Raw genomic sequence first — 23263 nt, 5'->3', positions numbered from 1 at the left:
TGACGGCACTGTCGCCGTATGTGCCCATCGTGAGGTATGGCACTGACAGTCCCTTCTGACCTGGACTTTTGCTTCGCTCAGCAGTTCGGGGTAACTTTTTGCACTGACCAGTCAGTTCAAAGCAGACCGCCCCGGCCGGTGGCCTGCCGGGAAGAGGGGGCAGGGAGATGCAGGGGCAGAAGACGGCTCCCGGCGTCGCCGTCGCAGCCACGGGCTTCGGGCTGAAGGGCCCGCGCGGCTGGGTGTTCCGGGGCGTCGGTTTCGACGCGCCGCCCGGATCGCTCATCGCCGTCGCGGGTCCCTCCGGCTCAGGCCGGACCTCGCTGCTGCTCGCCCTCACCGGGCGCATGAAGCCGGGCGAGGGCCGGGCGACGGTCGGCGGGCACCGGCTGCCGAAGGAGATGTCCGCGGTCCGCCGGATCAGCGCGCTCGCCCATGTGCCCGGCGTCACCGACCTCGAACCGGCCCTGACCGTCGGCGAGCACCTGCGTGAACGGGCCCTGCTGGAGGCCCGTTTCGGCGACTCCCTGCGTGCACTGCTGCGCCCGCGCGCCGAGCGGGCGGCCCGGGCGACGCGGCGGATCGACACCGCCCTCGCCGCCGCCGGTCTCGACCCGGCGTCGCTGCCGAAGGGCTCCCGCACGGCCGTGCGCGACCTGGAACGCCTCGAGGCCCTGCGGCTGGCCGTGGCCCTGGCCCTGATCGGCCGTCCGCGTCTGCTGGCCCTGGACGACACCGATCTCAAGCTCTCGGCCCGCGAACGGGCCGCCCTCTGGGACCTGTTGCGGTCGCTCGCCGAGACGGGGACGACGGTGGTCGCCGTCTGCGCCGAGGCCCCTCGGGGAGCGGTCGTGGTGTCGACCGCCCCCGATGGCGGCGGACGGCGCGGCGCGCAGGACGGCCCCGGAGAAGCCGTGCCCGAGAGGCGGGAAGGGCGCGCGGGGGCCGCCGCCACCCCGCCGGACGCGGCCGGCGGGGCCGCCCGGGACGGACGGGGCCCGCACCGGGAGTCCGCCGGCGGCACACGCGACCCGCGGCACGAACCCACCTCCGACGAGCCGTCCGGGGACGACGACCACGACGATGAGGAGACGGCGGATGCGCTCGCCGAAACTGGCCGCGCTTGAGCTCAGGCGGTTCGGCAGGGGAAGGCTGCCCCGCGCGGCACTCGTCGCGCTCCTGCTGCTGCCGCTGCTGTACGGCGCCCTGTACCTGTGGTCGTTCTGGGACCCCTATGGGCGGCTCGACCGCATACCCGTGGCGCTCGTCAACGGCGACGACGGGGCGACCGTGGGCGGCCGACGGGTGGCCGTGGGCGACGACCTCGTCAAGGGGCTGCGGCGCAGTGACACCTTCGAGTGGCACGAGGTGAGCGCGGCCGAGGCCCGGCGGGGCGTCGAGGACGGCACGTACTACCTGTCGCTGACCATGCCCGACGACCTCAGCTCCCGGGTCGCCTCCAGCTCCGGCGGCTCCCCCGAGACGGGGGCGCTCCAGGTGCGCACGAACGACGCGAACAACTACATCGTCGGGCAGATCTCCAGGACGGTGTTCAACGAGGTGCGGACTGCCGCGTCCACCAAGGCGTCCCGGTCGTTCCTCGACAGGATCTTCATCTCGTTCTCGGACATCCATGGGGCGACGGTGAAGGCCGCCGAGGGAGCCGACCGGCTCACGAACGGGATCGGCAAGGCGGAGAAGGGCTCCAAGGACCTCGCCGACGGGCTCGAGGAGGCCAAGCGGGGCAGCGGTCACCTGACCAGCGGCCTGAAGAAGCTCCACAAGGGCGCGGGAGACCTCCAGGACGGCGCTCAGCAGGTCGCGGAGGGCACCCGCAAGCTCGCCGACCGGGTCGACGGCACGGCCGACCGGGTGCGGCCCTTCCTGAAGAAGAACGGCCGGCAGATCGCCGACACCGCGACCCTGGTGGCCGATTCGGCGGGCGTGATCAGCGACCACCTCCAGGCCTTCGTCACGACGGCGCCCGCCGCGGAGAGCGGCACCCGCACCGCCTCCCGGACGCTGGACGCGGTCTACGCCAGGCGCTGCGTGGGGCAGATTCTGGACGACCCCGCGTGCGGCGACCTCAAGGAGGCGAAGGACGCGGCGGCGCAGGCGGCGCGACTCGCCGCGGACGTCAACACCGTGGTGCAGGACTACCACGGCGACATGGCGGCCCTGCAGAAGGACCTCACGACCCTCCAGCGGCAGGCCCGGGCGCTCGCCGAGGCGGCACCGCACCTGTCCGACGACCTCGACCACGCGGTCGCCGAGATCGACGCGCTCGACAAGGGGGCCGCCGCGGTCGCCAAGGGGGCCGGCACCCTGCACACCGGCCTCGGTACGGCCGCCACCGGAGTGGCCGACCTGGATGCGGGCGTCGGCGAACTGAAGACCGGCGCGATCGACCTCAACGGAGGCATGTACAAGCTCGGCGACGGCTCCGGCGAGCTCGCCGGAGGACTGCACGAGGGTGCGGGGAAGATCCCCGACTACGGCGAGCAGGACCGCGACCGGCGCACCCGGGTCATGTCCGACCCGGTGCGGCTCGTCTCCGACGATCTGCACAAGGCCCCCAACTACGGCACCGGCTTCGCCCCGTACTTCATCCCGCTGTCCCTGTGGGTGGGCGCGATGGTGGCGTACATGCTGATCCCGCCGTTGAACCGGCGCGCGCTGGCGGCGGGCGCCCCGGCCCGCCGGATCGCGTTCGCGGGCTGGCTGCCGGTGGCCGCCGTGGGTGTGCTGCAGACGACCGCGCTGATGGCGGTGCTGCACTGGGCGATCGGCCTGCGAATGGTCCACGCGGCGGGGACGATCGGATTCCTGTTCCTGGTGGCGGCCTGTTTCGCGGCGCTCGTGCAGTGGCTGAACGCGCGCTTCGGAGCGGCGGGCCGGATTCTGGTGCTCGCCCTGCTGATGCTCCAGCTCACGTCCGCGGGCGGCACCTACCCCGTGCAGACCAGTCCCGGCTTCTTCAACGCGATCCACCCCTTCCTGCCCATGAGTTACGTCGTCGAGGCGCTGCGCAGGCTCATCACGGGCGGGGGTCTCGGACCCGTGTGGCAGGCCTGCGCCGTTCTCGTGGCGTTCACCGCGGGCGCCCTGGCGCTCACCGCCCTGTCGGCCCGCCGCCGGCAGGTGTGGACCCTCGACCGTCTGCATCCGGAGCTGAGTCTGTGACGCGTGCAACCGGGCCTGTGTCCTCGCACGCGGCGGGTGCTGTGAGAATCAACGCCATGGAACGCAGCACCACCGCAACGGGCGGCGGCTCGAGCCGCCGCGAGGCGACCCGCCAGAAGCTCTACGAGGCGGCCGTCACCCTCATCGCGGAGCAGGGGTTCTCCGCCACCACCGTGGACGAGATCGCCGAGCGTGCCGGCGTCGCGAAGGGCACGGTCTACTACAACTTCGCGAGCAAGTCCGTCCTCTTCGAGGAGCTGTTGCGGCACGGCGTGGGGCTGCTCACCGAGTCCCTGCGCGATGCGGCCGAGCAGACGGACCTGGCAGGCGGCACCAAGGTGGACGCCCTGGACGCGATGATCCGCGCGGGGCTCGGCTTCATCGCCCGCTACCCGGCCTTCACACAGCTGTACGTGGCCGAGCTGTGGCGCACCAACCGAGCCTGGCAGTCCACGCTCATGGTGGTGCGGCAGCAGGTGGTCGCGGTCATCGAGGACGTGCTGCGCGCGGGTGTGGCGAACGGCGAGTTCAGCGACGAGATCGACGTCCCGCTGACGGCGGCCGCCCTGGTCGGCATGGTTCTGGTGGCCGCCCTGGACTGGCAGTCGTTCCAGCCGGAGCGTTCCCTGGACGACGTCCATGCGGCCCTGTCGCGGCTGCTCCAGGGACGGGTGAGCGGCAGCCGCTAGCCCGTCCGGCACACCGAAGCGCCGGTCCGGGCGGCCGCGTCCCCCGCCTGCCGCCCCGAACCGGTGCTCCGTCGTGCTCCCCCGCCGGACCCTCGTTCGGTCAGTCCCCGGGTCCCCCGTGTCTCGCTTCCGCCGAACCGGGCCGGCGGAAGGAGCGGCAAGGGCGGGCTCCGTTCCGCCGCCCCGTGTCGGCGGTGCCGAAGCCGCGTCCCTGTCCGTGCGTCCACTCTCTCGTTCGTGCAGGTCGGGTCCCATCCGCGCGGGTACTCAACTCCTCGGCTAGGTACGGATACTCAGCCCTGGGCGCTCACCCCCAGGAGGCCGCGACCCCGCTGCTGCGGGCCGCCTCCGCGCCACTGTTCCCCGGGCCAGGGCCAAGCCGCTCGGCGGCCCGGCGAACGCGCCGGTCACAGACCCGTGGCCGGGCTGTCGGCGGCGGCCGATAAAGTCACCGACATGGCACGGATTGCGGTGATCGGCGCCGGCACGGGCGCGATGGCGGCCGCTGCCCGGCTGGCCGTCGCGGGCCACCGGGTGGTGGTGTACGAGCGCACGCAGACGTACGGCGGCGCGGTGCGCCGTCTGTCGCGTGACGGTTTCTCCTTCGACACCGGCCCGGGCCTGCTGCCGCTGCCCGCGGTCTACCGCGACCTGTTCGTCAAGACCGGCCGGGAGCCGCTCGAGGCCTGCGTCGAACTGGTCCAGGTGGATCCCGCCTCCCGGCACCTCTTCGCGGACGGCACGGAGGTCTCGCTGCCGAACGCGTCGCGCGCGGGAGTCGTGTCGGCGCTGGACTCGGCGCTCGGCACGGGCGCGGGCGGGCGCTGGGGCGACTTCCTGGTGCGGGCCCGCGAGGCATGGGACCGCACCCGCCGGCCGCTCCTGGAGGAGCCGCTGTGGCCGGACCGGTCGGTGCTCGCCGAGCGCGAGCCCTACCCGGCCGTGCCGCACAAGAAGCTGCTGCGCACCCGCCGGGCCAGCACGCTCGCCGAGATCGGCGCCTGGGAGCTGCGCGACGCACGGCTGGCGGCCCTGCTGGAGAGCCATGCCCTCGCCCACGGACTGGATCCCCGGACCGCTCCGGCGAGTGCGGCCGTGCTGCCGTACATGGAGCACGCTTTCGGCACCTGGTATGTGCGCGGAGGCATACGGGAGTTGGTGCGCGCCCTGTACGAGCGCTGCCTGGCCCGGAAGGTGGAGTTCGTCTTCGGGGCCGAGGTCACCGGGATCGTCGAGAAGGACGGCCGGGCGGCCGGGCTCGAGCTGGCCGAGGGGTCCGTGGTGGAGTCGGACCAGGTGGTGGCCGGAGTGGCGCCCGCGGTCCTGGACCGGCTTCTGCCCGGCACGGCGGCGGCGCGGGGAGCGGGCGAGGTGGCTCCGCAGCAGGGGATGCCCAGCCGGCTGACGGTGCTGCTGGCGCTGCGCGGCGGACGCCCCGAGGGCGCCGTCCACCGGACGGTGGTCCACACGCCCGACCGCGAGGGCGAGCTGGACCGGATCTTCGGCGACCCCGCGGGGCCGGCCGCGACTCCCACGGTGACGGTGCTGCGCCCGGACGACCCCGCGTCGGCGCCCGGTGGGCACGAGGCCGTCACGCTGACGGTGACGGTGTCCTCCGGCCCGGCCGTGTCCGAGCCCGATGTGGACCGGATCCTCGAAGCCGCCGGGAGCGCGGTGCCGGATCTTCGCGACCGGCTCCTGTGGCGCGAGGTGCGCACGGCCGCCGACATCGCCGAGGACACCGGTGTGCCCGGCGGGGCGGTCCCGGCACCGGCCCTGGCCGCCGCGGGCGGTCGTCTGCTGCAGCCGTCCAACACCACTCGTGTGCCGGGCCTTCTCACGGTCGGCGGCTGGTCCCACCCGGGCGGCGGCCTGTCGCACGCCGGCATGTCGGGTGCGCTGGTCGCCGGACTGATCGTGGAGGGACCCGGCTTCCGGGGTTCGCAGTGAGGAGGCGGGCGGGCACGACCGCTCAGAAGCGGTACTGCTCGTCGTAGCCGTGCGGTTGCGTGGTGCCGTTGCCCTGCTGCTGGTACGGGTACTGCTGCTCCGGCGGAAGCTCGCCGCCGTACGCGTCCTCGGTGGTGCGCTGCTGGGGGACCCAGACGCCGCCCGGCGGGGTCTCGCCGTAGGTGCCCGTGGCGTACTGGTCCTGGCCGTACGCCTGCTGGCCGTACTGCTGCTGCCCGCCGTAGGACGGGTCGTACGAGCCGTCGTAGGTCTGCGTGCCCTGGTACGGGTCGGAGTAGGCGGCGTACTGCTGCTGGCTGTTGTCGTATCCGTACTGCTGCTGCCCGTACCCGGCGTAGCCGTCGTAGGCGTAGGCCTGCTGGTCCTGGTCCTGGTTCTGGGCCTGGCCGGCACCGGCGTAGGAGGGATCCCCCGCCGCGGCGTACGCCTCGTGGTTGTAGACGCCGTAGGAACCGGTGTCCTCGGGCAGGGGCTGCGGCTCGTACACCGCGGTCCCCTGGGCCGGGGTCTCCGCGGGCTGCTGCTGCTCGGCGAAGGCGTTGTCGTGGGCCGCGTCGTACCCGTCGTCCTGACGGTAGGTTCCGCCCGCCGTCGACTCGACGTCGGACTCCTCCACCGCCTCCTGCTGCTCGTGGACCGGTTCGCCCCGGCGGCGCTTGCTGCCGCCCTCGGCGCCCTCGCGCGGGCGGTTGCCGACCGCCCAGCCGGCCGCGAAGCCGCGGCGGAACGAGAGCGTGACATAGGTCTGCCCGACCGCGAACGCGGCCGCGCCGAGACCGATGACCACCACGGAGGGGATCATCACGCCGAAGACGACACCGAGGAAGCCCACGAAGGCGAGCAGACGCCAGCGCAGTCGCGCCTTGTACTGCAGCAGCACCTCACCCAGCAGCCACAACGCGACGATGCCGAACGCGATGTAGAGGACCGTCCAGCCCATGTACGCCCCTCTCCCAGTGGCCGCTACGCAGTGTGTCGTATGCCGGTGCGACGGGTCTAGGTCTGCTGCGGATGGTGCAGACCCAGGTTTTCGTAGATTTCCAGCGTCGCCGTGGAGTTGTTGAGTGTAATGAAGTGCAGTCCGGGGACTCCCTCGGCCAGCAGCCTCGCGCAGAACCCCGTGGCGACCTCGATGCCAATCGAGCGTACAGCCGCGGGATCGTCCTTCGCTGTGAGGATCCGCTCTTTCAGCCCCGCGGGGATGGCGGCGTTGCTCAACTGGGGCAGCCGCTCCAGCATTCGCACGCTCGTGACGGGCATGACCTCGGGGATGACCGGGGTCGCACAGCCCGCCTGCGCGACCCGGTCGCGCAGGCGCAGGTACGACTCCGGCTCGAAGAACATCTGTGTGATCGCGTAGTCGGCGCCCGCCCGGCACTTGGCGACGAAGTGGGCGACGTCCCTGTCCCAGTCCAGTGAGCGTGGATGCATCTCGGGGAACGCCGCGACGCCTACGCAGAAGTCGCCCGACTCCTTGATGAGATGGACGAGTTCGGCCGCGTAGGTCAGGCCGCTCGGGTGCGCCACCCAGTCGCCCATCGGGTCGCCGGGCGGGTCGCCGCGGACGGCGAGCATGTTGCGGATACCGGCGTCCGCGTACTGGCCGATGATGTTGCGCAGTTCCGCGACGGAGTGGTTGACCGCGGTGAGGTGGGCGACCGGGGTGAGTGTCGTGTCGGCGACGATCTGCTGGGTCTCCTTGACGGTGCCCGCGCGGGTGGAACCGCCGGCACCGTACGTGACGGAGACGAAGTCCGGGGCGACCGCCTCGACCCTCCGCAGCGCGCTCCACAGGTTCCGCTCACCCTTGGGGGTCTTCGGCGCCGAGAACTCGAAGGAGTACGTCGTCTTGCCGGTGGCGAGGATCTCGCGCACTGTCCGCGCGCGATCAGTCCTCGTGGACGGGGTTCCAAGGGCCATAGTCGCAGGTTAGCCAGGGAGCGGCGGTCCCCCAACGGAAAGCTGGAAATTTGCCCGAATTGTCGACTTGTTGTCCACCCTTCGGACAGACCGGCCGCGTCACACGGTGCGCAGCCGCTTCGCGAACTCCGACGCCGCCGCGCCCGGGTCGCCCGCCTCGGTGATGGCACGGACCACGACCACCCGGCGGGCCCCCGCTTCCAGGACCTCGTCCAGGTTGTCCAGGTCGATACCGCCGATGGCGAACCAGGGGCGCTCGGTACCGAGGGCGGCCGTGTGCCGGACCAGGCCGAGTCCGGGGGCGGGGCGGCCGGGCTTGGTGGGGGTCGGCCAGCAGGGTCCGGTGCAGAAGTAGTCCACGCCCTCCTGCACGGCGGCGGCCTCGGCCTCCGCCTCGCTGTGCGTGGAGCGCCCGATGAGGACGTCGTCGCCGAGGAGGGCGCGGGCCGAGGGTACGGGGAGGTCGCCCTGGCCGAGGTGCAGGACGTCGGACGCGGCGGCGTGCGCGACGTCCGCGCGGTCGTTCACCGCGAGCAGTTTGCCGTGGCGGGAGCAGGCGTCGGCGAAGACCCGGAGGTGCTCGAGCTCCTCCGCTGCCTCCATGCCCTTGTCCCGCAGCTGCACGATGTCGACGCCGCCGGAGAGGACCGCGTCGAGGAACTCGACGAGGTCGCCCTGCGGCTTGCGGGCGTCCGTGCACAGGTAGACGCGGGCGTCGGCGAGCCGGGCGGTGCGGCCTGTGTCGGGCACGGTGGGGTCCCCCCGTGGTCGGTGGCGTACGGGCCGCGGCGGGCACGGTCGCCCAGGGGCCGTGGCCCGGGGACCGCGGCCCGTACGCCGGACGGTTGTTCTCGGATCGGGTCAGACGGCGAGCGCCTGCGCGCGGCGCTTCACCTCCGTGCCGCGATTCTCGCTCAGAGCCTGCGCGGGGGTGCCGGGCAGGGTCGGGTCCGGGGTGAAGAGCCACTCGATCATCTCTTCGACCGTGAAGCCGTCGTCCCGCAGCAGCGTCAAGGTGCCGGACAGGCCCTTGACGACCTTGTCCCCGTCGATGAAGGCGGCGGGGACGTGCAGTGCACGGTTCTCACCTCGGCGTACGGCGATGAGCTGGCCCTCCTTGACCAGCTGCCGTACCCGGGTCACCTCGACGCCGAGCGATTCGGCGATGTCGGGGAGGGTGAGCCAGGCAGGGACGAGAGCATCGATCTTTGCGTCAATCTCGGTCACGGGATCAAGCGTGCCATCCCGGACCGACAGTCGGAAAGCGGGGCGCCTCCACCGGGGGCACGGTTGCCTCCTGCGGTGGATACGGAAGCGCTCTCACCTGGGGCTTCGCAGGGGCCGCCGGACGCGGTCACGCCGTCGCCTCCTTCAGCGGGCGCGACGGGTCGGACAGGAGTCCGGGATCCATCGGGGTGCCCGCCTCGATCAGACGGCGGCCCTGGGCCAGGTCCCGGGGGCGGCCCACGGCCAGGAGACCGACCAGGCGTCCCCCGCGCAGCCAGCAGACCGCCCAGGCCGCGCCCTCGGGGTCGCCGCGCCACACCGTCGTGTCGGCGGCCGCGTGATGGCCCACGTACTGCACGAAACGGCCGAACTGCTCGGACCAGAAGTACGGCACCGGGTCGTACGCCATCGGCGTCTCCCCGATGATGTTCGCGGCCACCGTGCGCGGGCCCTGGAGGGCGTTGTCCCAGTGATGGACCAGCAGACGCTCCTCGTAGCGCCCCGACGGGAAGGATGCGCAGTCGCCGACCGCGTACACGTCGGGCAGCGAGGTACGCAGATGGTCGTCGGCCAGTACCTCGCCGTGGACCCCGAGGGCGATGCCCGACTCGGCGAGCCATCGCGTCGCCGGTCGGGCCCCGATGCCCACGACCACCGCGCCCGCGGGCACCCGCGAACCGTCGTCGAGCACCACGGCCCCCGGCTCGATGCGCTCCACGCGCGCGTGGATGCGCAGCTCGGCGCCGCTGTCCGCGTACCAGGCCGTCATCGGCGCGGCCACGTCCTCGGGCAGCGCCCCGGCGAGCGGCCGGTCGGCGGCCTCCACCACCGTGACCGCGCAGCCCGCCTCGCGCGCGGCGGTGGCGAACTCCGCGCCGATCCAGCCGGCACCCACGACCACGACGTCGTGCTGCTCGGCGAGGACCGGCCGCAGCCGCTCGGCGTCGTCCAGCGTGCGCAGCAGATGCACCCCCGGCACCCCCTCCGTGCCGGGCAGCCGGATCGGCTCCGCGCCGGTCGCGAGGACCAGGACGTCGTACGGCACGGGACCCTCGGTGGTGTCCAGCTCCTGGTCGTCGGGGCGGACGCCGAACACTTCGCAGCCCAGCCGCAACTCGATGTCCAGGGCCTCGAAGTCGACGTCGAAGGCGGAGCCCTCGGCCTTTCCGAGCAGCACGGCCTTGGACAACGGCGGTCTGTCGTACGGCGGATGGGGTTCCGCGCCGATCAGCGTCACCCGGCCCCCGAAGCCCTGTTCCCGCAGGGCGACCGCGGTCTGCACCCCTGCCATGCCCGCGCCCACGACGACCACCCGCCGTGCCGAATCGCTCCGCGCCTGCGTCTGCTCGCTCACTTGATCACCATAGTCTCGTGAAAGCTATCGCCTACCCGCAAAGGCGTTGCGTCATACCCGCGTGACCAGCGCCGTACTGCTCGTCGCCCGCCGTCACCCGGAATCGCCGGCCACCCCCGGACGGCCCACGGACGACCCCGTTCGGGCGTACTGAGCGGGCGCCGGCCTGTCGCTCGTCGATTCGCCGGCCGGAGCCACTTCGCCGCCCTCCCACGCCTGCTCACGGCACGCGGCGACGCCCGGTCAGGGCCCGACGACTCGATCCCCGACCCCGCAGACTGACTCCGGACCAGCCACCTCGGCCCGCGGACGACTGGATACGGGAGACGCCCAACGCCCGGACAAGTGCCGACACGCACCAGTGACGTCAGCCCGAGAACGCCACGGGCCGCCCGCACCGCCGCCCCGGCGACCGCCGTCCTGCTGTACGCCCTCGTGGTCGGCCTGGAAGTCGGCACCCCCGTGCACATCCCTGCGATCCTGGTTGCGCTCCCGCTCGTGGTCGCCCTGGCGTGCGGCCCCCCGATGATCATTGGCTCCGCCGTGGTGGCCGTCGCCACCCGCCGGGCCTTCCTGCCGATCGAACGCGGGCGCATCGACACCATGGCCGGAACCAGCGCGACGGTCCTCGCCATCACGCGGGCGAAGGCCGGTCCTTCGAGCGACGGGGCCGTGTGCGGAGGCTCCCTTACCGAGGCAAAGGGCAGCGGATAGGGTGGCCGACGTAAAGCACTCGCGGGAGCCCGGACGCACCGGGCTGAGAGGGAGGCTGGCGGCCTCCGACCGTACGAACCTGATCCGGGTCATGCCGGCGAAGGGAGGGGGCGTGACGCCCATGTCTCCTGCACCCACATCGGACGTCCTCGTGGTCGGGGGCGGAATCATCGGGCTGGTGACCGCCTGGCGGGCGGCCCGGCACGGGCTCTCCATCACCGTGGTGGATCCCGAGCCCGGCGGTGGTGCCGCCCAGGTGGCCGCCGGGATGCTCGCCGCCGTCACCGAACTGCACTACGGGGAGCAGACGCTGCTCGGCCTCAACCTCGAGTCCGCCCGTCGCTACCCCGACTTCGCCGACGAGCTCGCCGAGGCGTCCGGCCGGGACCTCGGCTACCGCCGGTGCGGCACGCTGGCGGTCGCGCTGGATGCCGACGACCGTGCCCACCTGCGGGAACTGCACGCACTGCAGCAGCGGTCCGGCCTCGCGGCGGAGTGGCTGAACGGACGCGAGTGCCGCCGCCTGGAGCCGATGCTCGCGCCCGGTGTGCGCGGCGGCCTGAGGGTGGACGGAGACCACCAGATCGACCCGCGCCGGCTGGCGGCGGCCCTGGTCGTCGCGTGCGAACGGGCCGGGGTCGTCTTCCACCGGACGTGGGCCGAACGGCTGACGGTGGTGCACGACCGCGCCGCAGGCGTCCGGACCTCCGGCGGGGACGACCTCTCCGCCGGGCAGGTGGTCCTCGCCGCGGGCAGCCTGAGCGGACGGCTCGCGGGTGTCCCGGACGAGGTCCTGCCACCCGTACGGCCGGTGAAGGGCCAGGTGCTGCGGCTGACCGTGCCCGAGCGGTACGCGCCGTTCCTGAGCCGTACCGTGCGTGCCGTCGTCCGCGGCAGCCACGTCTACCTGGTGCCGCGCGAGAACGGGGAGCTGGTCGTCGGCGCCACCAGCGAGGAGCTGGGCTGGGACACGACGGTCACCGCGGGCGGCGTCTACGAACTGCTGCGGGACGCGCACGAGCTGGTCCCCGGCATCACCGAGCTGCCACTCACCGAGACCCGTGCCGGTCTGCGTCCGGGTTCCCCGGACAACGCGCCGCTGCTCGGGCCCACCCGGCTGGACGGCCTGCTGCTGGCCACCGGGCACTATCGCAACGGCGTCCTGCTCACCCCCGTCACCGGCGACGTCATGGCCCACGTCCTGACCACGGGCGAGCTCCCCGACGAAGCCCGCCCCTTCACCCCCACGCGGTTCGCCGCGGCACTCACGGAGCAGCCCGCATGAACATCTCGGTCAACGGCGAGTCCCACCGGATCGCCCCCGACACCGCGCTCGACGCCGTGGTCCGGATCCTGACCACGGCCCCGTCGGGCGTGGCCGCCGCCCTCAACGAAACCGTCGTCCCGCGCACGCAGTGGCCCTCGACGCAGCTCCGCGAGGGGGACCGCGTCGAGATCCTCACCGCCGTCCAAGGAGGCTGACCATGGCCGACGACCCCTTCGTCCTCGGTGGTACGACCTACTCGTCCCGGCTGATCATGGGCACCGGCGGTGCGCCGAGCCTGGATGTGCTCGAGCGGGCGCTGGTGGCGTCCGGCACGCAGCTGACGACGGTCGCCATGCGGCGCGTCGACGCCTCGGTGCACGGCTCGGTGCTCTCCGTGCTCGAGAAGCTGGGCATCCGGGTGCTGCCCAACACCGCGGGGTGCTTCACCGCGGGCGAGGCCGTGCTCACCGCCCGTCTCGCCCGTGAGGCGCTCGGCACGGACCTCGTCAAACTGGAGGTCATCGCCGACGAACGGACCCTGCTGCCCGACCCCATCGAGCTGCTGGACGCCGCCGAGACGCTGGTCGACGACGGTTTCACGGTGCTGCCGTACACCAACGACGACCCCGTCCTCGCCCGGAAGCTGGAGGACGTCGGCTGCTCGGCGATCATGCCGCTCGGCTCGCCGATCGGATCCGGGCTCGGCATCCGCAACCCGCACAACTTCCAGCTGATCGTGGAACACGCGCGTGTGCCGGTCGTCCTGGACGCGGGAGCGGGCACGGCGTCGGACGTGGCGCTCGCGATGGAGCTGGGGTGCGCGGGTGTGATGCTCGCCTCGGCGGTCACCCGGGCCCAGGAACCGGTGCTGATGGCGGAGGCGATGCGGCATGCGGTGGACGCGGGCCGGCTCGCGCTCAGGGCGGGCCGCATCCCCCGCCGGCACTTCGCTCAGGCGTCGTCCCCCACGGAGGGCGTCGCCCGTCTGGACCCGGAGCGGCCTGCCTTCTGAAGACCGGCGGCCGCGGCCCCGTACGGGTGCGGTGCGCGTCACAGGTCGGCTGCAGTCGCACCCCGGCTCGGCCGTAACTGCCGGGCGGGTCGTTATGCCCTCGTAGACTCACCTGCGTGGATACGACCCTTCAGGACCCTCTCGTCGGGCATGTGCTCGACGGCCGCTACCGCATCGACGCCCGTATCGCGGTCGGCGGGATGGCCACGGTCTACCGGGCCGTGGACACCCGCCTCGACCGCGTCCTGGCGCTGAAGGTGATGCATCCGGCGCTGGCGGCCGACGGCTCGTTCGTCGAGCGCTTCATACGCGAGGCCAAGTCGGTCGCGCGCCTCGCGCACCCGAACGTGGTCCAGGTCTTCGACCAGGGCTCCGACGGGTCCTATGTCTACCTGGCCATGGAGTACGTCGCCGGCTGCACCCTGCGCGACGTGCTGCGCGAGCGCGGCGCGCTGCAACCGCGCGCCGCCCTGGACATCCTCGAGCCGGTGCTCGCCGCCCTGGGCGCCGCCCACCGCGCCGGCTTCGTGCATCGCGACATGAAGCCGGAGAACGTCCTCATAGGGGACGACGGCCGGGTCAAGGTGGCCGACTTCGGCCTTGTACGGGCCGTGAACACCGTCACCAGCACGACGGGCGCCGTCCTCGGCACGGTCTCCTACCTGGCCCCGGAGCAGATCGAGCACGGCACGGCCGACCCCCGGGTCGACGTGTACGCGTGCGGAGTCGTCCTCTACGAAATGCTCACCGGCGGCAAGCCCCACTACGGGGACTCCCCCGCCCAGGTGCTCTACCAGCACCTCAACGAGGACGTGCCGCCGCCGTCGGCCGCCGTTCCCGGTCTGTCCGTCGAACTCGACGATCTGGTCGCCTCGGCGACCGCGCGCGACCCCCGGCTGCGACCGGGCGATGCGGTGTCCCTGCTCGGACAGGTCCGCGAGGCGCGCGGCGCGCTCACCGCCGAACAGCTGGAGGCGGTGCCTCCGCAGGCGATCACTCAGGAGCACGACAACGCCCAGGACCGCACGAGCGTCGTCCCGCGCACTCCCGTCGCCCCGGTCGGTGAGGGCCCGACGGCGGTGATCAACCGCACGAGCCGGCTCGAGATGCCTGCGCCCGGGCCACCCGCCGCCCGCCGCGGACGCCCCCGGCGCGGGGTGTTCGCGCTCGTTCTCGCCGTGCTGGTGCTGTTCGGTGTGGGCACCGGCGTCTGGTACATCAACTCCGGTCAGTTCACCAAGGTCCCCCCGCTGCTGGCGAAGACCGAGGCCGAGGCCCGGGACCGGCTCGGGCAGGCGGGGCTCGAGGTCAAGCAGGTCAAGCACGCCTACAGCGACACGGTCGCGCGCGGCACGGTGATCAGCAGCGACCCGACGACGGGCGCGCGGATCCGCTCCCACGACTCCGTCACGCTGACCGTCTCGGACGGCCCGGAGACGGTCGAGGTACCCGATCTGAAGGGCGTCCGGCTGGAGAAGGCGCAGGACCGGCTCGAGCAGCACGGGCTCGTCGCGGGCATGGTCACCCGCGCCTTCAGCGAGGACGTGCCCGAGGGCTTCGTGATCGGCACGGATCCGGAGGCGGGCACGGAACGCCACGGCGGCTCGGCGATCGCGCTCACCGTGAGCAAGGGCAGCCCCGTGGAGGTTCCCGACGTCACGGGCAGCTCCCTCGACGACGCCACCGCGGAACTGCGCGACGCGGGCCTGGAAGTGAAGATCGCGGACACCCGGATCATGTCGGAGTTCGAGGCCGGTCAGATCGCCGAGCAGTCGCCGGGCGCGGGCAAGGAGGCCGGCGAGGGCGACACCGTCACGCTGACGATCTCCAAGGGCCGCGAGCAGGTGGAGGTCCCGGACGTGGTGGGTGACGGCGTCGACGACGCGAGGAGGACCCTGGAGGGAGCGGGCTTCCGGGTCGAGGAGGACCGGGGGCTGCTGGGCCTGTTCGGCGAGACGGTCAAGAGCCAGTCCGTCGAGGGCGGCGACAAGGCGCCCAAGGGGTCGACGATCACGATCAAGATCCGCTGACGGAGCGCCACGGGACGCATGACACCCTTGAAGGGTGAGAACTCAGCAGTCCCGTGGCCCGTTCGGCACGTCCGGTGCCGCCCGCAATCCCATCGGCGGACATGTCCCCGTCGCCGGCGGTCTGAACTCGGTCGGGCTGGCCTACGCGCGTGACCTCGGGGCCGAGACCGTCCAGGTCTTCGTCGCCAATCCGCGGGGCTGGGCGACGCCCGCCGGCAATCCGCGGCAGGACGAGGAGTTCCGTGCCGCGTGCGCCGCCGGGTCGATCCCGGCGTACGTCCACGCGCCGTACCTGATCAACTTCGGCTCGCACACCGAGGCGACGGCCGAGAGGTCCGTCGCGTCCCTGCGGCACTCGCTGCGCCGGGGCCGGGAGATAGGGGCGCTGGGCGTCGTCGTGCACACGGGCAGCGCGACGGGCGGCCGGGACCGGGCCGTCGCCCTCGCCCAGGTGCGCGAGCGCCTGCTCCCCCTGCTGGACGAGCTGACGCACGACGACGATCCCTTCCTTCTGCTGGAGTCGACCGCGGGCCAGGGCGCCTCCCTGTGCTCGCGCACCTGGGACTTCGGGCCGTACTTCGAGGCCCTCGACGCGCACCCCAAGCTGGGCGTGTGCCTCGACACCTGCCATGTCTTCGCGGCCGGGCACGATCTGACCGGGCCGCACGGGATGCACCAGACGCTGGATCTGCTGGTGGAGACGGTGGGCGAGGGACGGCTCCGGCTGATCCACGCGAACGACTCGATGGACCTGGTCGGCGCCCACAAGGACCGCCACGCGAACATCGGGGCCGGGCACATCGGCGAGGAACCGTTCCGCGCTCTGATGACCCATCCGGCGACCGAAGGCGTACCTCTGATCATCGAGACGCCGGGTGGCAAGGAAGGGCACGCGGCGGACGTGGAGCGCCTGAAGAAGCTGCGGGACGGCTGAGACCGAACAGCTGCGGAATACCCCCATGGGGTATACGGTTCTGTGTGGCGACGGGAAACGCAGCCGGACATCGGGGGCCGCCATGCAGCACGAGGCACACACCGACCACGTAGCGCACTCCGCTCGGGCCGACCACGGCCACGGAACGGGCGGAGCGACCTGGCAGGCGGCCGCGCGGGCCACCCTGCACTGCCTCACCGGATGCGCCATCGGCGAGGTGCTCGGCATGGTGATCGGCACGGCGGCGGGCTGGGGCAACGGCCCGACCATGGCCCTCGCGATCGTGCTCGCCTTCGTCTTCGGCTACTCGCTCACCCTGCGCGGCATCCTCGGGGCGGGCGTGGACCTCCGGACCGCCGTCCGCGTCGCCCTCGCCGCGGACACCCTCTCCATCGCCGTGATGGAGGTGATCGACAACGGCGTGATCGTCCTGTGGCCGTCCGCGATGGAGGCCCATCTCGGCGATCTGCTCTTCTGGGGCTCGCTGGCGGTCTCGCTCGCCCTCGCCTTTGTGCTCACCACGCCGGTCAACAAGTGGATGATCGGCCGCGGAAAGGGCCACGCGGTGGTGCACCCCTACCACGGCTGACCGGACAGCCGGCAGGTCAGAGCTCGGGGCCGTCCCCGGGCTCCTCCTGGTAGGAGTAGCGCTGCTCCTTCCAGGGGTCGCCGAGGTTGTGATAGCCGCGCTCCTCCCAGAAGCCGCGGCGGTCGGCGGTCATGTACTCGACGCCGCGGACCCATTTGGGGCCCTTCCAGGCGTACAGATGCGGAACGATCAGACGCAGCGGGAAGCCGTGTTCCGCGGTGAGCAGCTCGCCGTCCTTGTGGGTGGCGAAGATCGTGCGGTCCGAGGCGAAGTCGGCGAGGCGCAGGTTGGAGCTGAATCCGTACTCCGCCCAGACCATGACATGGGTGACCGCGGGCGCGGGCGGCGCGATCTGAAGAACCGTGCGCGCCGGGACACCGCCCCACTCCGCCCCGAGCATGCTGAACTTCGTGACGCAGTGCAGATCGGCCACGACGGTCGCATACGGAAGCGACGTGAACTCCTCATGGTTCCAGCAGTGCTTCTCACCGTCCGCGGTGGCTCCGAAGACCCTGAACTCCCAGCGCTCGGAGCGGAACTTGGGGACGGGGCCGTAGTGGGTGACCGGCCATCCGCGCTGCAGTCGCTGTCCCGGCGGAAGCTCGGATCCTGCCGCTTCTCGAGTTTCGCGCTCCACCGGATGACCCATGACTCCATCCTGACAGACCGCGGAGGGTGCACATGACCAGCCCATACCCGAATCGGACAACTCCCACTAAGCGTGAACTTACTGGACGCGTTCGGACGCCAGTGCAATCATGCGGCGCAACCCGCCAGTTTCCGCTTGGAAGGAGCCCGCGCGATGCAGGGCGATCCGGAGGTCATCGAATTCCTCAACGAACAGCTCACCGGTGAGCTGACCGCGATCAACCAGTACTTCCTGCACGCGAAGCTGCAGGAGAACTACGGCTGGTACAAGCTCGCCAAGCACACGCGGGACGAGTCGTTCGACGAGATGCGGCACGCCGAGGTGCTGACCGACCGCATCATCTTCCTGGAGGGCCTGCCGAACTACCAGCGGCTCTTCCACGTCCGGGTGGGACAGAGCGTGAAGGAGATGTTCGAGGCGGACCGGCAGGTCGAGGTCGAGGCGATCGACCGGCTCAGGCGCGGGGTCAAGATCATGCGGGAGAAGGGCGACATCACGTCCGCGAAGATCTTCGAGTCGATCCTCAAGGACGAGGAGGATCACATCGACTACCTGGACACCCAGCTGGAGCTGGTGGAGAAGCTCGGTGAGGCGCTCTACATCGCCCAGGTCATCGAACAGCCGGACAGCTGACCGACGGCCGCGCGATCAGGCGGCCTCTTCCAGATCGTCGGAAGCGTCCCGGCCGTCCACGGCGGCAAGGACCGGCCCGCCCCGGTCGGCGAGCTCACGGCGCGGGCAGGCCCCGCGGCCGAGCAGCGACTGGATCCGCCGTACGCACGAACCGCAGTCCGTGCCCGCCTTGCACGCCGACGCTATCTGCCGGGGGGTGCAGGCGCCGTTCTCCGCGTGCTGCTTCACCTGCTGCTCGGTGACGCCGAAGCAACTGCAGACGTACACGCGGTTCACCTCCCGACGGGATTTCCGAGGTCGTGCCGTCCCGATCGATCGGTGAGGCAAACCTAACCTTACCCGCCGTGGAGTGACGGCAAAAGGCAGGAGGGGCGCCGATCGCATGTGATCCGCGCCCCACCTCCGGGCCCATGGCAGTCCGAGCGGCTACTGGTCGCGGTACATCTCGGCGACGAGGAACGCCAGGTCCAGCGACTGGCTGCGGTTCAGCCGCGGGTCGCACGCCGTCTCGTAGCGCTGGTGCAGATCGTCGACGAAGATCTCGTCGCCGCCGCCCACGCACTCGGTGACATCGTCGCCGGTCAGCTCCACGTGGATGCCGCCCGGGTGGGTGCCGAGCGACTTGTGGACCTCGAAGAAGCCCTTGACCTCGTCGAGCACGTCGTCGAAGCGGCGGGTCTTGTGGCCCGAGGCCGCCTCGAAGGTGTTGCCGTGCATCGGGTCGGTCACCCAGGCCACCACCGCGCCCGACGCCGTGACCTTCTCGACCAGCTCGGGAAGCCGGTCACGGATCTTGTCGGCGCCCATCCGGACGACGAAGGTCAGCCGGCCCGGCTCGCGTTCCGGGTCGAGACGCTCGATGTACTGCAGCGCCTCCTCGGCCGTCGTCGTCGGGCCGAGTTTGATGCCGATGGGGTTGCGGATCCGGGAGGCGAACTCGATGTGCGCGCCGTCCATCTGCCGGGTGCGCTCACCGATCCACACCATGTGGCCGGAGACGTCGTACAGCTGTCCGGTACGCGAGTCGACCCTGGTCAGCGCCGACTCGTAGTCGAGCAGCAGCGCCTCGTGCGAGGAGTAGAACTCGACGGTCCTGAACTCCTCCGGGTTCGCCCCGCAGGCGTGCATGAAGTTCAGCGCGTTGTCGATCTCCCGCGCCAGCTGCTCGTAGCGCTGCCCGGACGGCGACGACTTCACGAAGTCCTGGTTCCAGGCGTGCACCTGTCGCAGGTCGGCGTAGCCGCCGGTGGTGAAGGCGCGGACGAGGTTGAGCGTCGAGGCGGAGGCGTTGTACATCCGCTTCAGCCGCTCGGGGTCCGGGACGCGGGCCTGCTCGGTGAAGTCGAAGCCGTTCACGGAGTCGCCGCGGTAGGTCGGCAGCGTCACGCCGTCACGGGTCTCGGTGGGCTTCGAGCGCGGCTTGGAGTACTGGCCGGCGATCCGGCCGACCTTCACCACCGGCACCGAGGCGGCGTACGTGAGCACGGCGCCCATCTGGAGCAGGGTCTTGAGCTTGCTGCGGATGTGGTCGGCGGACACCGCGTCGAAGGCCTCGGCGCAGTCGCCGCCCTGGAGCAGGAACGCCTCGCCCCTGGCGACGGCTCCCATCCGGGCGCGCAGCTGGTCGCACTCGCCCGCGAAGACGAGCGGCGGATACGACTCGAGGTCCGCGATCACTGCGCGCAGAGCCTCGGGGTCGGGGTACTCGGGCTGCTGCGCCGCGGGCAGGTCTCGCCAGGTGTTGCCAGCGCTTGCGCTGGTCTTAGCGTTCACGGTCACCCCTCAACATTACGGGGTGAGGTGATGGCTCCCGGCCCGCGCCCAGAAAGTGAGACGACGGATACGCTCCGTGGACACCGACGGCGGACGCCGGCACCTCGGCCGGGCGGTCGCCCCGCCCCCGCTCCCCGTCGCACCGCACCGCCGCGGTGCGACCGGGCCCACCGCGGCCCCGCCGCGCATCCCCCTCGACGCGCCGCGCGATGGGGTAAGGTCGCCGCATGTTCGCGCACTCGAACCAGAACTGGTGGTGGACCGCTCGTCCGGCGGCCCACTGACTGCGCGTATTCCACGACTTCGCGAAGGCCGCCCGGGGGGCGGCCTTCGGCGTTCGTGCGACCGGGGTCGTTCCTCCTCACGACAGACGGAAGAGGAACCATGGACCTCACACGACTCCTGCACGACGAACGCCCGTTCGCCCTGCTGCGCCGCCGTACGCCCGGTCGCGACCACGACACCGTGGAGCTGCTGATCGGCCGCGTCGACGCCTACGAACGCCTCGCCGATCTTCCCGACGAGGCGCTGGCCCTCGTCCCGTACCGCCAGATCCGCGAGCGCGGCTTCGACGTCCGCGACGACGGCACCCCGCTGCTGGCCCTGCGGCCCGAGGAGTCCTACGAGCTGGCCCTCGACGAGGTCCTGGATCAGCTGCCCCGGCACGACGTCCGGGTGGAGGACGGCGGCTTCGACGTGCCCGACGAGGAGTACGCGCGGATCGTCGGCCGGGTACTGGGCGAGGAGATCGCACGGGGCGAGGGGGCGAACTTCGTGATCCGGCGGACCTACGAGGGGATCGTGCGGGGATTCGGCCGGTCCGACGCCCTCGCGCTGTTCCGGCGGCTGCTGCTCGGCGAGCGTGGCGCGTACTGGACCTTCGTGGTGCACACCGGGAACGGGGCGCCTTCGCCGGAAGGGCGCGGGCGGGAGGCGAACGGGCGGACGCTGGTGGGCGCCAGCCCCGAGGTGCACGTGCGGATGTCGGGGGGACGGGGCGGGCAGCAGGCCCCGACGGCCGAGGGCGCCGACGGGGAACGGACCGGCGGGACCGTCGTGATGAACCCCATCAGCGGAACGTACCGCTATCCCGCGGACGGCCCGACGGCCGAGGATCTGCTCACCTTCCTCGCGGACGGCAAGGAGATCGAGGAGCTGTCGATGGTCGTCGACGAGGAGCTCAAGATGATGTGCACGGTCGGCGACATGGGCGGGGTCGTCGTCGGACCGCGCCTGAAGGAGATGGCCCATCTCGCCCACACGGAGTACGAACTGCGCGGCAGGTCCACCCTCGACGCGCGCGAGGTGCTGAAGGAGACCATGTTCGCGGCGACCGTCACCGGCTCGCCCGTGCAGAACGCCTGCCGGGTGATCGAGCGGCACGAGAGGGGCGGCCGTGGCTACTACGCGGGCGCGCTCGCACTGCTCGGACGGGACGCCGGGGGCGCCCAGACACTCGACTCCCCCATCCTCATCCGGACCGCCGACATCGACGCCGACGGACGGCTGCGGGTCCCGGTGGGTGCCACCCTGGTACGCGGCTCGGACCCCGCGAGCGAGGTGGCGGAGACCCACGCCAAGGCCGCCGGGGTGCTGGCGGCGCTGGGCGTGCGCCCGGCACGGCCGCGCACCGAGCACGAACGCCCGAAGCTCGGGGACGACCCGCGGGTGCGGGCGGCGCTCGACGGCAGGCGCGGCCGGCTCGCCCCGTTCTGGCTGCGGATGCAGGAGCGGACCGCGGACCTGGCCGGACACGCGTTCGTGGTCGACGCCGAGGACACCTTCACCGCGATGCTCGCCCACGTCCTGCGGTCGTCGGGGCTCGAGGTGACCGTGCGCCGGTACGACGAGCCGGGGCTGCGGGAGACGGTGCTCGCGCACGACGGGCCGCTGGTCCTCGGGCCCGGGCCGGGCGATCCGTCGGACACGGCCGATCCCAGGATGCGGTTCCTGCGTGAGCTGACGGCACAGGTCGTCCGGGACCACCGGCACGGGGTGCTCGGCGTCTGCCTGGGCCACGAGCTGATCGCGGCCGAGCTGGGACTGGAGATCGTGCGCAAGGAGATCCCCCACCAGGGCGCGCAGACCGAGATCGATCTCTTCGGCCGGCCGGAGACCGTCGGCTTCTACAACAGCTTCGTGGCGCACTGCGACGACGAGGCGGCCGCCGAGCTGGCCGCGCACGGTGTGGACGTGAGCCGCGGCACGGGCGGTGAGGTGCACGCACTGCGCGGGCCGGGGTTCGCCGGTGTCCAGTTCCACCCGGAGTCGGTGCTGTCGGTGAACGGCGCCGCCGTCGTACGGGAGCTGCTGGGTCAGTCGGTGGGCCTGGGCACCAGGACGTTCTCGGAGCGGCGGCCGGCGGTGTAGTCGAGGACGTTGCGCACCGTGGCGTCGACGATCTGGGTGACGGCGTCCGCGGTGTAGTACGCCTGGTGCGACGTGACCAGGACGTTCGGGAAGGTGACGAGGCGGGCCAGGGTGTCGTCCTCGACCGGCTCCAGGGACTTGTCGAGGAAGAACAGGCCCGCCTCCGCCTCGTACACGTCGAGGCCGACCCCGGTGAAGCGGCCCGCGCGCAGCTCGGTGACCAGAGCCTGGGTGTCGATGAGACCGCCCCTGCTGGAGTTCACGAGGACGGCGTCGTCCTTCATGGCCCGCAGGGCGGTCGCGTCGATGAGGTGGGTGGTCTCCGGCATCAGCGGGACATGCAGGCTGACCAGGTCGGACCGGGTGAGCAGCTCCTCCTTGGAGACGTACTGAAGGCCGAGCGCGACGCACGCCGGGTTCTCGACGACGTCCCAGCCGAGGAGCCGCATGCCGAAGCCGTGGGCGATGCGGGTGAACGCCTCGCCGATCTTGCCGGTGCCCAGTACTCCGGCGGTGCGTCCGTGCATGTCGCGGCCCATCAGGCCGTCGAGACGGAAGTCGAAGTCGCGGGTGCGGTTGCCGGCCCGGACGATGCGCCGGTTGACGGCCATGGCGAGGGTCCAGGCGAACTCGGCGACGGAGTACGGCGAGTAGTACGAGACCCGGGCGACCGTCAGGCCGATGCCTTCGGCGACCGGGAGGTCGATGTTGTTGAAGCCGGTGGAGCGCTGGGCGAGCATCCTCGTGCCGCCGGCCGCGAGGGTCCGCAGGACGCGACTGCCGAGTTCGCAGTTGACGCTGGTGCAGACGATCTCCCGGCCGACGGCGATGGGCGCCGTGTCCTCGTTGAGGAAGACGTCAAGACAGCGGATGTCGTGATGCCCCGCGAAGGCCTTCTCGAGCAGGGGCTTCTCGTCGGCCTGCACACCGAACGCGAGGATCTCCACG

At 71.9% G+C, this 23263-nt stretch carries 23 protein-coding genes and 1 riboswitch; of the genes, 14 read left to right on the top strand and 9 right to left on the bottom strand.

What is annotated here, in order from left to right; all coding sequences use genetic code 11:
- Positions 1-167 precede the first annotated feature (167 nt).
- From ACSHXN_RS29570 to ACSHXN_RS29555, 4 genes are all read left to right on the top strand, one after another.
- On the top strand, positions 168-1127 hold the full coding sequence (locus ACSHXN_RS29570) for an ATP-binding cassette domain-containing protein (RefSeq protein ID WP_383356081.1): 960 nt from the start codon (positions 168-170) through the stop codon (positions 1125-1127).
- Positions 1099-3183 carry a YhgE/Pip domain-containing protein gene (locus ACSHXN_RS29565; RefSeq protein ID WP_356108254.1) on the top strand — a complete coding sequence of 695 codons (2085 nt, stop codon included), beginning with the start codon at positions 1099-1101 and terminating at the stop codon, positions 3181-3183. The genes ACSHXN_RS29570 and ACSHXN_RS29565 overlap by 29 nt, the downstream gene beginning before the upstream one ends.
- 56 nt (positions 3184-3239) lie before the next feature.
- Positions 3240-3872, top strand: coding sequence for a TetR/AcrR family transcriptional regulator (locus ACSHXN_RS29560; RefSeq protein ID WP_059133302.1), 633 nt, complete (start codon positions 3240-3242; stop codon positions 3870-3872).
- 456 nt (positions 3873-4328) lie between these two features.
- Complete coding sequence (locus ACSHXN_RS29555) at positions 4329-5822, top strand: phytoene desaturase family protein (protein WP_438304272.1); 1494 nt, start codon at positions 4329-4331, stop codon at positions 5820-5822.
- Positions 5823-5844: 22 nt separating this feature from the next.
- Here the strand turns inward: ACSHXN_RS29555 and ACSHXN_RS29550 are convergent, their stop codons facing one another.
- The 5 genes from ACSHXN_RS29550 to ACSHXN_RS29530 all read right to left on the bottom strand — a co-directional run bounded on the left by ACSHXN_RS29550 (position 5845) and on the right by ACSHXN_RS29530 (position 10344).
- The gene (locus ACSHXN_RS29550) at positions 5845-6783 is read right to left on the bottom strand and encodes a hypothetical protein (RefSeq protein ID WP_356291838.1); all 939 of its coding nucleotides are present in this window, start codon (positions 6781-6783) and stop codon (positions 5845-5847) included.
- 56 nt (positions 6784-6839) lie between these two features.
- Positions 6840-7763 carry a methylenetetrahydrofolate reductase [NAD(P)H] gene (gene metF, locus ACSHXN_RS29545; RefSeq protein WP_355133224.1) on the bottom strand — a complete coding sequence of 308 codons (924 nt, stop codon included), beginning with the start codon at positions 7761-7763 and terminating at the stop codon, positions 6840-6842.
- 99 nt (positions 7764-7862) lie between these two features.
- Positions 7863-8513, bottom strand: a complete 651-nt coding sequence (thiE, locus tag ACSHXN_RS29540; RefSeq protein ID WP_355133226.1) for a thiamine phosphate synthase — start codon at positions 8511-8513, stop codon at positions 7863-7865.
- A 111-nt stretch (positions 8514-8624) separates the two neighbouring features.
- Positions 8625-8990, bottom strand: coding sequence for an Rv2175c family DNA-binding protein (locus ACSHXN_RS29535; protein ID WP_115975155.1), 366 nt, complete (start codon positions 8988-8990; stop codon positions 8625-8627).
- Between the two features lie 127 nt (positions 8991-9117).
- Positions 9118-10344, bottom strand: coding sequence for an NAD(P)/FAD-dependent oxidoreductase (locus ACSHXN_RS29530; RefSeq protein WP_438304268.1), 1227 nt, complete (start codon positions 10342-10344; stop codon positions 9118-9120).
- A 345-nt stretch (positions 10345-10689) separates the two neighbouring features.
- Between ACSHXN_RS29530 and ACSHXN_RS29525 the strand changes: the two genes are divergently transcribed.
- From ACSHXN_RS29525 to ACSHXN_RS29495, 7 genes are all read left to right on the top strand, one after another.
- Positions 10690-11058 carry a hypothetical protein gene (locus tag ACSHXN_RS29525; RefSeq protein ID WP_355133230.1) on the top strand — a complete coding sequence of 123 codons (369 nt, stop codon included), beginning with the start codon at positions 10690-10692 and terminating at the stop codon, positions 11056-11058.
- Between the two features lie 11 nt (positions 11059-11069).
- A riboswitch (TPP riboswitch) is annotated at positions 11070-11181 on the top strand.
- Positions 11180-12343 carry a glycine oxidase ThiO gene (gene thiO / locus ACSHXN_RS29520; protein WP_355133232.1) on the top strand — a complete coding sequence of 388 codons (1164 nt, stop codon included), beginning with the start codon at positions 11180-11182 and terminating at the stop codon, positions 12341-12343. Its footprint overlaps the riboswitch before it by 2 nt.
- The gene (gene thiS, locus ACSHXN_RS29515) at positions 12340-12540 is read left to right on the top strand and encodes a sulfur carrier protein ThiS (protein ID WP_355795604.1); all 201 of its coding nucleotides are present in this window, start codon (positions 12340-12342) and stop codon (positions 12538-12540) included. Before thiO ends, thiS begins: the two co-directional genes overlap by 4 nt.
- A gap of 2 nt (positions 12541-12542) precedes the next feature.
- Positions 12543-13337, top strand: coding sequence for a thiazole synthase (locus ACSHXN_RS29510; protein ID WP_438304266.1), 795 nt, complete (start codon positions 12543-12545; stop codon positions 13335-13337).
- 116 nt (positions 13338-13453) lie between these two features.
- On the top strand, positions 13454-15367 hold the full coding sequence (pknB, locus tag ACSHXN_RS29505; RefSeq protein ID WP_356108265.1) for a Stk1 family PASTA domain-containing Ser/Thr kinase: 1914 nt from the start codon (positions 13454-13456) through the stop codon (positions 15365-15367).
- 34 nt (positions 15368-15401) lie between these two features.
- Positions 15402-16301: a deoxyribonuclease IV gene (locus tag ACSHXN_RS29500; RefSeq protein ID WP_355133240.1), complete on the top strand. Its 900-nt coding sequence runs from the start codon at positions 15402-15404 to the stop codon at positions 16299-16301.
- A gap of 82 nt (positions 16302-16383) precedes the next feature.
- Positions 16384-16890: a DUF4396 domain-containing protein gene (locus tag ACSHXN_RS29495; RefSeq protein ID WP_438304262.1), complete on the top strand. Its 507-nt coding sequence runs from the start codon at positions 16384-16386 to the stop codon at positions 16888-16890.
- Between the two features lie 16 nt (positions 16891-16906).
- On the opposite strand, the gene ACSHXN_RS29490 is transcribed toward ACSHXN_RS29495, so the two are convergent.
- The gene (locus ACSHXN_RS29490; protein ID WP_355133244.1) at positions 16907-17539 is read right to left on the bottom strand and encodes a sulfite oxidase-like oxidoreductase; all 633 of its coding nucleotides are present in this window, start codon (positions 17537-17539) and stop codon (positions 16907-16909) included.
- A gap of 153 nt (positions 17540-17692) precedes the next feature.
- On the opposite strand from ACSHXN_RS29490, the gene bfr reads away from it, so the two are divergent.
- Complete coding sequence (bfr, locus tag ACSHXN_RS29485; protein ID WP_355133246.1) at positions 17693-18172, top strand: bacterioferritin; 480 nt, start codon at positions 17693-17695, stop codon at positions 18170-18172.
- Positions 18173-18187: 15 nt separating this feature from the next.
- Here the strand turns inward: bfr and ACSHXN_RS29480 are convergent, their stop codons facing one another.
- Complete coding sequence (locus ACSHXN_RS29480; RefSeq protein WP_438304260.1) at positions 18188-18439, bottom strand: (2Fe-2S)-binding protein; 252 nt, start codon at positions 18437-18439, stop codon at positions 18188-18190.
- Between the two features lie 159 nt (positions 18440-18598).
- A complete protein-coding gene (locus tag ACSHXN_RS29475) occupies positions 18599-19951 on the bottom strand; it encodes a class II 3-deoxy-7-phosphoheptulonate synthase (protein WP_355133250.1) in 1353 nt (450 codons plus the stop codon).
- Positions 19952-20172: 221 nt separating this feature from the next.
- On the opposite strand from ACSHXN_RS29475, the gene ACSHXN_RS29470 reads away from it, so the two are divergent.
- A complete protein-coding gene (locus ACSHXN_RS29470) occupies positions 20173-20229 on the top strand; it encodes a trp operon leader peptide (RefSeq protein ID WP_079050971.1) in 57 nt (18 codons plus the stop codon).
- A 100-nt stretch (positions 20230-20329) separates the two neighbouring features.
- Entirely contained in the window at positions 20330-22315 is a 1986-nt protein-coding gene (locus ACSHXN_RS29465) for a chorismate-binding protein (RefSeq protein WP_356291832.1), read from the top strand.
- Here the strand turns inward: ACSHXN_RS29465 and ACSHXN_RS29460 are convergent.
- Complete coding sequence (locus tag ACSHXN_RS29460; RefSeq protein ID WP_355133254.1) at positions 22261-23262, bottom strand: 2-hydroxyacid dehydrogenase; 1002 nt, start codon at positions 23260-23262, stop codon at positions 22261-22263. The two genes, ACSHXN_RS29465 and ACSHXN_RS29460, sit on opposite strands and share 55 nt — an antisense overlap.
- Position 23263: the final 1 nt, after the last annotated feature.

The organism is Streptomyces sp. HUAS TT11 (assembly GCF_051553595.1).
Classification (GTDB): domain Bacteria; phylum Actinomycetota; class Actinomycetes; order Streptomycetales; family Streptomycetaceae; genus Streptomyces.
The sequence above is the reverse complement of the archived record's forward strand: the minus strand, read 5'-3'. Positions and strand labels throughout refer to the sequence as shown.

Coding starts and splice junctions, on each gene's coding strand:
- ACSHXN_RS29550 (WP_356291838.1), bottom strand. CDS start 6,783: ATGGGCTGGACGGTCCTCTACATCGCGTTCGGCATCGTCGCGTTGTGG.
- thiO (WP_355133232.1), top strand. CDS start 11,180: ATGTCTCCTGCACCCACATCGGACGTCCTCGTGGTCGGGGGCGGAATC.
- ACSHXN_RS29490 (WP_355133244.1), bottom strand. CDS start 17,539: ATGGGTCATCCGGTGGAGCGCGAAACTCGAGAAGCGGCAGGATCCGAG.
- ACSHXN_RS29565 (WP_356108254.1), top strand. CDS start 1,099: ATGCGCTCGCCGAAACTGGCCGCGCTTGAGCTCAGGCGGTTCGGCAGG.
- ACSHXN_RS29495 (WP_438304262.1), top strand. CDS start 16,384: ATGCAGCACGAGGCACACACCGACCACGTAGCGCACTCCGCTCGGGCC.
- bfr (WP_355133246.1), top strand. CDS start 17,693: ATGCAGGGCGATCCGGAGGTCATCGAATTCCTCAACGAACAGCTCACC.
- ACSHXN_RS29510 (WP_438304266.1), top strand. CDS start 12,543: ATGGCCGACGACCCCTTCGTCCTCGGTGGTACGACCTACTCGTCCCGG.
- metF (WP_355133224.1), bottom strand. CDS start 7,763: ATGGCCCTTGGAACCCCGTCCACGAGGACTGATCGCGCGCGGACAGTG.
- ACSHXN_RS29560 (WP_059133302.1), top strand. CDS start 3,240: ATGGAACGCAGCACCACCGCAACGGGCGGCGGCTCGAGCCGCCGCGAG.
- ACSHXN_RS29555 (WP_438304272.1), top strand. CDS start 4,329: ATGGCACGGATTGCGGTGATCGGCGCCGGCACGGGCGCGATGGCGGCC.
- thiS (WP_355795604.1), top strand. CDS start 12,340: ATGAACATCTCGGTCAACGGCGAGTCCCACCGGATCGCCCCCGACACC.
- ACSHXN_RS29570 (WP_383356081.1), top strand. CDS start 168: ATGCAGGGGCAGAAGACGGCTCCCGGCGTCGCCGTCGCAGCCACGGGC.
- ACSHXN_RS29465 (WP_356291832.1), top strand. CDS start 20,330: ATGGACCTCACACGACTCCTGCACGACGAACGCCCGTTCGCCCTGCTG.